This window comes from Ruminococcus sp., from assembly GCF_024684275.1.
In genome coordinates, this window is sequence record NZ_JAIKXF010000001.1 from 1 (window position 1) to 8214 (window position 8214).

Here is an 8214-nt window from a genome sequence, read left to right on the forward strand (position 1 = left end):
CCTTTATTTGATAGACTTACAAATAAAGGTATAAATGTACGATCCTTTCCCATAATTGATAACCACTCTTCATGTATATAAGAGTTATCTAAAGAAAAACCATAGCTGTATATTTTACGATCAATACACATTACAAACTGAAAAGTTGTAATACCATTATACTCTGGAAGTTTAAATTTGAATTGATTGACATTTGTTGTAGGTAAATTTTTAGCTCCTTCTCTTAATATATATCTTTTAGCATATTCTAAAGATTTTACAAAAGAAGTTTTTCCGGAAGCGTTAGGTCCAAAGAAAACTCCTCTTTTTAAAACTTTCCATTTTCCGGCAACAGTATCAATTTCGGTTAAAAAGCGTTCGTCTATACTATCACCTAAAGGAAACATACTGAATTCAATATTATGCCCGATTGACATGAAATTGCTAACAGAATACTTTAACAGCATATAACATCACCTCCGATAATAGTATGCAACAATTATGGCTTAATATTCTAATTATAGCATATTGTTCAGCCAAAATCAAGTTCTAATAAATAAGGCATTCACCGCAAGGGCAAATGCCTTAAATTCTTGTTAGTTACCGTCCGGAATTCACCATATTTCAGATAAACCCAAACCGAACAAAACAGCGTAAATACGTGATTTTGAATACTCCCAATAGGGATAAAATTATCTCTTTGAGTTTACCCCGAATGTTCGGCTAACCCAGAACTGGTATTCAGGCATCTTCACTTAAATTATCCTTTTCTTCAAAAAGTGCCGTAGATACGGCGTTTTGATTGAGTTACAAGAACCTCGGTTCTGCTGGATTTCAAAATTTCTGCCGTCCTCTTGTAACTCAGTTGACCACTACTTGACCTTAATTGACCAACGCTATTGCATATCTCTGTATCAATTTTGAGAACTGTGGTGAGAGACTATGAGAACTCCGCCCACGAAAGGAAGATCATTATGACAATAGCAGAAAAACGTGAGATCGTAAACACTATAATTAACCTTTTACTTCAACTGACTGCCGAGGAAGAAGTGCAGGAACAACCTGCAATCGCTTCAAAAACTGTCAAAGCTCCGGTGCAGTCGGTCAAGATGCTGACCATCAAGGAGTGTACTGAGCTGATAGAGGGCATTTCCGAACACTCTATCCGTATGCTGATAGCACAAGGAAAAATCAAAGCTTTCCGCACAGGTGAAGGTGTTCGTGGAAAATATTTAATCAACAAAGAGAGCCTGTTATCCTATTTCAACGGAATCGAGGAGGTTTGAACTATGAGCAGATACAAGAGTGAACAGACTGCATACAGCTCACTGAAAAAGAAATACGTTCCGCTGTGGAGACTGGACACCAATACCATGACCGTCACCCACTTCAATGCCGATACGCAGACCGAGGAGAGCAAGACCTATCACACCGATTTCATCAGGTATCATCTTCATTATTCTGACAGCCATTATCCCGACAGACTTCGCAGGCTCGTCAACGATGGGAAGCTCGTACAGTACCTCGATGATATGGAACTGAAAGTCGGTGAAGCTATCTCTCGCCAGGTAGAGCTTTGGAAACAGACCAACAGTTGTTATCAGAAAGCTGTTATAACAGGCGATGCTGAGAAAATACTCGGTCTTGAAAATTGCTTTGTCTACCTGGCGGGAGAAGCTGTGTTTGAGTGTATGGTTTATATTTGAGGAGCAACGGCTGTGCCTTCGGGTGCAGCCGTTTTATTTCTTATTATCGACTTCTTTACAGCGTTTTCCGAAATCATCACGCCATGCTATTAATGTATCTACATCACTTTCAATGTCACTCAAATCAGGTAATTCTACAGGGCGCTCCGTAGATTGAGAGTGCTCATATGCAGAATACTTTGTCATCATATTATTAAACAAATCAATATCATTCTGAGTAACTACATAGAGATACTTTAATCGCAAAGTATTTACTGAATATCCAAATCGAGTAACAATCTTACAAAGCAAGTCAGTCTCTATACCTTGTTCTACGATTTTTCTAAAATCTGAACATAGTGACTTGATTCCATTATCGTAACTTTCATAATCGCCATTCTTATATTGTTTTTTGAGCAAAGCAATATCACGACTTTTTATATTATTAAGAGCATTTTTCATTTTTAATGCTCCATGATATGTAGGTTCTGTTGGTTCTCCTAAAGGTCTATTACGCAATTCGATTTGTTTACAATTGATTATGTTTGGCGTATCTAATTCTGACTGTGCCTTATTATATTCTCCTATACTTGATACTAATAGCTGCGCAAATGCAAGTCTATGTGTAAATACAATAACTTGCCGTTCTTCAGATAGTTTTACTAATCTATCAGCAACCATCTTTTCATACTTATGATCAAGAGAAGTAATTGGATCATCGAATATAAAGGGTAAAATTTTGTTCCATGAAGACAAATCGGCAAGAAAGGCTGCCAAGGAGACTACTCTGAATTCGCCTTCACTTAATACTTCGCCCGTTTTCTTCTTTTGAACAGCCCCTCTTAAAGCCACCTGGTGGTATGCTTTACCTTTTTCTGCTTTTGAAATAAGTTCAACCTTAATCTTGTGATTACAATCCATAGCACACATTTCTTCTTCAAATCTTGAAATATAAGTGTTTGTAATCAAAATATGTGTTAAATCTTTTTTGACTGAGGTAAGGGCGTTAGTTTTGCAGCTTGATATCGCTATTTTCACCTGAATATCCTTTTTTCGGATCAGCTTATTATCATTTATCCATTTTCTTGCAAGCAAATCATTCACTAAATTGATCTGCTTTTCTCTATTGGTAATGATATCTTGTAAAGCTTTTATTCTCGCCGCATAATCGGTTAAGAGCTTATCTTTTGCATCCAGTAATGACTTTATTTCCGCTGAGGCAGGAATAGAAGTTTTCGTATCATCAGTATACTCCAAAAGCCACTTACACCTTGATTTAATAGTCTTATATTGTTCTATGATTTGCTTAATAATATCGTCTTCAACGCTGCTTGCTCTTAATACTGACTCAACTTGTTCTATATTGATACTGGTGTATGTTATTTTCAACTGCTCTACTGTGTTCTCGAATACTAAATGTGCTGTTTCTGATTGCTTTATTGCAGTTGATGTCATATACCTATAGAATTCAGCAACTCTTGTATTAGCATCTTCAGATATATCTTGCTGACATAAAATACATTTTCCGTCTACAATTATTGTATCGGAACTATTTGATGTTGATTCCTGAGAAAACTTGACAGCAGCAGTCCACATTTTTTTCCAATTATCAGAACCTGTTTTGCTTATAATAGACACTTTTTTTAGTTCTTCTATTAAATGGTCAGCTTCCTGTTTAGTATTTATCTGCGCCTTGCGTTGTGATAAGTATCCCTCACTAAAGCTGTTACCTGTTTTAGTAATAAGATCAATCAACACTTTGTATTGTTTTTCTACAAGTTCTTGTTGTGCTTTTAATGTTTTTAATTGTTTGGACGGATCTTGGTTTTGTAATCCTTCTTGTAAGGCACTAAGTTGCATTTGTTGGCTTTCATCCCAAATAACGCCAGATGCAAATTGATCGTATGCTTTAATTGTTTTTATGGCATAAAAATCAGCTATTAATTTGTGATTGCTGATTGCTTTATCCAGAGGAGTTTGATGACCTAAATTTTCGCTTTCTAATTCGTCAAATTTAGTTTTTACGCCTTCGTATACCGCCGCCATTATTGAAAGTATGGATAATATGTGTGGTTCATATATTACTTCGTTTTTTTCTTCTGCAAACTGTTTGGCAACAGAAGTGTCATAGATATTCAAAGGGCAAGTGCTGTTCATACTTGGTTTCCAGTGTATTAGGTGTTCTTCACCATCATCGCTATATGTAAGTATCGCTTGTGGACTGGGACAGTTCGGTTCGTATACATTACCCAAAATTGCATTCGCATTTTTAGGAGATACAGCACTTTTCAAAATCCTGACATATGAGGATTTGCCGCACCCATTTTCTCCATACACTATAGTAAGATTATTGCCAAATTCCAAAGGCCTTGTAGGCGATAACGCACCAACGCCTTGAACTTCAGAAATGCTTTTTAATATAACAGGGCAATTGCTACCGTTTGAAAACTCTACTGTGGTTGGGAATGTGGTCGATGGAGCAAACCTGCTGTTCTCTCCGAGATATTCAGTTTTTGCTAACGAAAAAGCTCTAGTAGTTAGTTTCTCGACATCCTCATTTCCTTGCCATATTTGACAAAATAAATCTTTCTGCCAGTTAGTAGCCTTATCAAACCAAGCTTTGAGTAAAGATACTGCATCTGTTTGTGTTGCAGCCATATATTCACATCCTTTTATCAGGTTAAAAATCATACGTTCCTATAATCATATCTGATAGATTGTAACACTTTCAGAAACGGTTGCTTTGAGTATCGTATTTTCCCCATACAAATTCATTCAGTTCTTCACTAGTGTGTGATTCCAACAAATATGACTTTTCTTTTTCAGAAAGCTCAGGTATTGTAAAATTCACTATGTAATTCTTCGCAAAAGCCATATATCCCTTAGAGTATGGCTTGCTTGTATGGAAGATATAATACCAGAACGCTTCTGATTCAAGAAAAACTTTAAGTATTTTCAGTTCCTCAATATCCTCGGAGAGCAAAGCATATCCGCAGTAGAATAACACATCGGGATCTAAAGACATAACAGCGACAGGACTTCCACTTATATATGGAATGAGAAGTTTCTTGCCAAAGTTATTCATGCCCTGAGTTCTTCCATACGCATACCAGGCAGGATAGTTTCCGTGTCCTTTATCTCTGTTAAGCAATATGGATTTATATTCAGTAAGAAAACTATATGCTTCTGGAAAAGAAGATTGAAAATTCTCTTCATCAATAAGCTGATAAGCATTATCCGTATGCGTGTATGGGAAAATAGCGATTTCCATTTTCTTTTCCAGCTCTGCTTCATTTTTGATGATGTTCGGTTTAGCAACCTTAATACAGAGCTTTTTTTCTATTTTATATGTCTTGCCATCATATTCTCTATAATAATATGTATTATCCTCTTTTATCGGAGTAAAGAAGTAAATATCATTCTTCAATGTAGCAAGACCATTACGGATTTTCCAGTTTGACAACGGCGTACCCGATGACTCGAGCTTATGGATCACTTCATCAATACTGCTCTCTCTCATTCTCCACGGTTTGCCGTCAGGGAAATCTGTATAATGATACTCAGAAAAAGTATGCTTTTCCAATGTATTGAATTCATTTAACCTGAAATACTTGATAGCATCTGTTTTCACTGACTTGTCTATAAGAGTTATGCAAGTATAGCTTGTAACATTTTCAAAGACCTGACTATCCCTGAAATCAATAATTTCAAGCTGATGCTGTTCAGCAGCAAAATACTTCCTGAGACTTCTTCCGTTTACACCTTGCAGATAACTGTTCGGCGAGATATAGCCGAGCTTGCCATTATCTGATAGCAGTTTGATTCCTATCTCAAAGAAAGGAATATATAGATCAACATTTCCGACTGATGATGAAATCCAATTATTCAGATGACATTTGGTGTCCTCACTCATGTTTTTATTACGAACATACGGAGGATTGCCCACTACGCAATCGAAGCCGTTCTTATGCATTTTCTGAAGTTTATCATACGTTTTCTTATCAAGCGTATCTGAACATATAAAATTAAAGCTGCATTTTTCTTCTTCGCCATTCATGAGAACAATTAATGATAGCAAAGACTTGATCCTGTCTATTGCATTGCTGTCTATATCAACACCATAAAGATAAGATGAGATTATATCAGAATACGAAATACTATATCTTTCGTGTATATATTCGGCAGCTGTAACAAGAAAAGCACCACAGCCACATGAAGGATCAAGTACGGTAGGTATATTGTTACAGTTAAGCGTGTGACTGACGATATATTTTGTTATGATCTCAGGAGTGTACACTACGCCTTTTTCCTTCTTTTCGCTTTGAGGAACGAGCATCTCAAAAATAGCGATAAGTTCATTTAATGTCAGCTTACTCTCTGTGATCTGATTAGCCTTATCTACAATAGAATAATCAATATCTGATAAATAGTTTTTCAACCACTGGCTTTTATTTGTGTCAACAGCGACTTTATCAGCAAAAGAGTAAACCAACGCCTTCTCGATGCTTGTAACATCGCCTGATATTTTAAGCAACTTATTTACAAGCTGTTTTATGTTCATATCACTTAACTCCATTCAAAAGGTCGATACGGCTTACCGTTCGTCCTATATTGATAATCTGCTGTTTTTCCTGATCTGTTACTTTGTAAAGGCTGTAACAAATATCATCAAGCTCTGCCCATAACTGTCTAAGCTGTCCTGCTATGATCTCTTTTGTATTGAAAGTCGCTGATAAATATTGCTCCTGAAGTTCGGAAATCTCAGAATAGTATTTTGCAAGTTTCACTACACAGTCAGCTTTTTCCGTAACTGTATCAATCGGGAAAGGAATAGGCATAAGGAATTGCTTGTTAAACTTATAGTATCCGCCACTCTGCGGATTAGCACCGGATTTACCAAGAACAGTGAATATTGTAGAATTGATAATGCAGGTGATAGCTTTCATAAGGTCAGCAGATGCTCCCTTAACAGTAATGAACCACACATTCGCATTATCCATATACAGACCTTTATCGTTGATGAATGTAGCAATCGTATCCCTTGCGGTCATCGGGATAATGATCTTATCCACATTATATAGTGTATGGTTGTGTTCACGGGTAAATCTGTGCCACAAATCACCTTCATAGCACTCAACTTGCTCGGTGATCCGCTGCTTATTTGCTGACAGGTATTCAGCTAAGAGAGGGTACTTCTCTTTCAGTTCTGAGAACGGGATAATGTCATTGTTTGCTCCTTCATAAGGAAAAACACAATAAGCATCAGGTTCAACTTTCTTGAAAGGATAGAACTCTCGGTTATATATGACTGCCTTCACAGCATCTTTTTCGACTTTTACTGTTTCTTTAAAACCATTCTTTCCGATGATATAATTACCGTCTACACGACAGCAGGTCAGGTGATACATCTTCTTCCAAAGAGCCTGAATGCCGTCCTTAACAGCTAACTTCGGATAATCTCCCAAGGCACCACAAGTCTCAGAAAGCCTCTTTTTGATCTCTTCAATCTGATAGTTGTCATAAGACCAGCTTTCTGTTCCTGTTTTTATTGGTAATGAAGCAAAGTCGCAAGTTGCAAAATCGCCGTTATCTTCACTATTTTCAAATATAGTCTTTATGTCCTCTGCTTCCGAAGGCATAAAGAAGTACCGGACGCTATCATTTTTCTTTTTTGAAAGAACCATGATTGAAACATAGGTGATTCTACCTTTGAAAATATCTGTCGCCTTGAAGTCAATCAGCTTTTCAAGGTATTTTCCTTCGTTGATCAGAGTGCGAATCGAACGCCCATAATCAGTTTTGAACCAGCGTCTTTGGATAATGAAGCCAAGTTTACCATTCGGACTGAGGAGACTGATACATTTCTCGATAAATAATACCGAAAGATCAGCTTTACCCTCAAATGAGCTATACTTTGTGCTTAAATAATCGTGCATCAACGGTTGTGCTGCCTTGAAATGCTTTGTTTCAACATAAGGAGGATTGCCTATCACATAGGAAAAGCCATTGTTTTTACTGAAAACTTCGGCAAAGGCAATTTTTATATCAAAAGGCTTGATTTCAGCAATATGCTTTGCAGGAATATGATTATCTGTACTAACGAGAGTGTTTCCGAGCTTTATATTGCCGTCTATATCACGAAGTATCTTCTCGCCAAATGCACCGATACCGCTCCAAGCTAAAGGATTATTACCGTCAACGATTTTAAGGGCTAATGACATCTTTGTTACTTCTATGGCTGCTTCATCACAGTCTATGCCATGAATACAATTAGTGACGATAGCTCGTCTGCCTTCTATGGTAACCATATAGCTTTCGTCCTGTACATAGAAATAATTGCTGTATTTGGTTCGTTCGTTTTCATCGGAGCTAAGAATTGCTATCATCTTCTTTGTCAGCAATTCGTAAACAGACACAGCAAAAACACCTGATCCGCAGCAAGGATCAAGCACCTTTATTTTGAAGATGTCATCTATTGTTTTTACAGCTGATAGGTCAACAGTCTGTTTGCATATCATATCTACAATATGCTCAGGAGTGCATACTGCTC

Annotated in this window: 6 protein-coding genes; 2 read left to right on the top strand and 4 right to left on the bottom strand. The window is 37.0% G+C overall.

What is annotated here, in order from left to right:
* Positions 1 to 446, bottom strand: a 446-nt coding sequence (locus K5677_RS00005) for an AAA family ATPase (RefSeq protein WP_366848615.1), incomplete at its 3' end; no start/stop codon positions are given.
* Positions 447 to 953: 507 nt separating this feature from the next.
* Between K5677_RS00005 and K5677_RS00010 the strand changes: the two genes are divergently transcribed.
* Both K5677_RS00010 and K5677_RS00015 read left to right on the top strand, forming a co-directional pair.
* Positions 954 to 1265, top strand: a complete 312-nt coding sequence (locus tag K5677_RS00010) for a helix-turn-helix domain-containing protein (protein ID WP_296723256.1) — start codon at positions 954 to 956, stop codon at positions 1263 to 1265.
* 3 nt (positions 1266 to 1268) lie between these two features.
* On the top strand, positions 1269 to 1685 hold the full coding sequence (locus tag K5677_RS00015; protein ID WP_296723258.1) for a hypothetical protein: 417 nt from the start codon (positions 1269 to 1271) through the stop codon (positions 1683 to 1685).
* A 33-nt stretch (positions 1686 to 1718) separates the two neighbouring features.
* On the opposite strand, the gene K5677_RS00020 is transcribed toward K5677_RS00015, so the two are convergent.
* The 3 genes from K5677_RS00020 to K5677_RS00030 all read right to left on the bottom strand — a co-directional run.
* Positions 1719 to 4322, bottom strand: coding sequence for a hypothetical protein (locus tag K5677_RS00020; RefSeq protein ID WP_296723260.1), 2604 nt, complete (start codon positions 4320 to 4322; stop codon positions 1719 to 1721).
* A 70-nt stretch (positions 4323 to 4392) separates the two neighbouring features.
* Complete coding sequence (locus tag K5677_RS00025; protein WP_296723261.1) at positions 4393 to 6225, bottom strand: N-6 DNA methylase; 1833 nt, start codon at positions 6223 to 6225, stop codon at positions 4393 to 4395.
* Position 6226: 1 nt separating this feature from the next.
* Positions 6227 to 8214: N-6 DNA methylase (locus K5677_RS00030; protein ID WP_296723264.1), on the bottom strand; the 1988-nt coding region annotated here is incomplete at its 5' end.

What these genes read in the sequence shown, in the direction of transcription:
- K5677_RS00010 (WP_296723256.1), top strand. Translation starts at nt 954, where the DNA reads ATGACAATAGCAGAAAAACGTGAGATCGTAAACACTATAATTAACCTT.
- K5677_RS00015 (WP_296723258.1), top strand. Translation starts at nt 1,269, where the DNA reads ATGAGCAGATACAAGAGTGAACAGACTGCATACAGCTCACTGAAAAAG.
- K5677_RS00020 (WP_296723260.1), bottom strand. Translation starts at nt 4,322, where the DNA reads ATGGCTGCAACACAAACAGATGCAGTATCTTTACTCAAAGCTTGGTTT.
- K5677_RS00025 (WP_296723261.1), bottom strand. Translation starts at nt 6,225, where the DNA reads ATGAACATAAAACAGCTTGTAAATAAGTTGCTTAAAATATCAGGCGAT.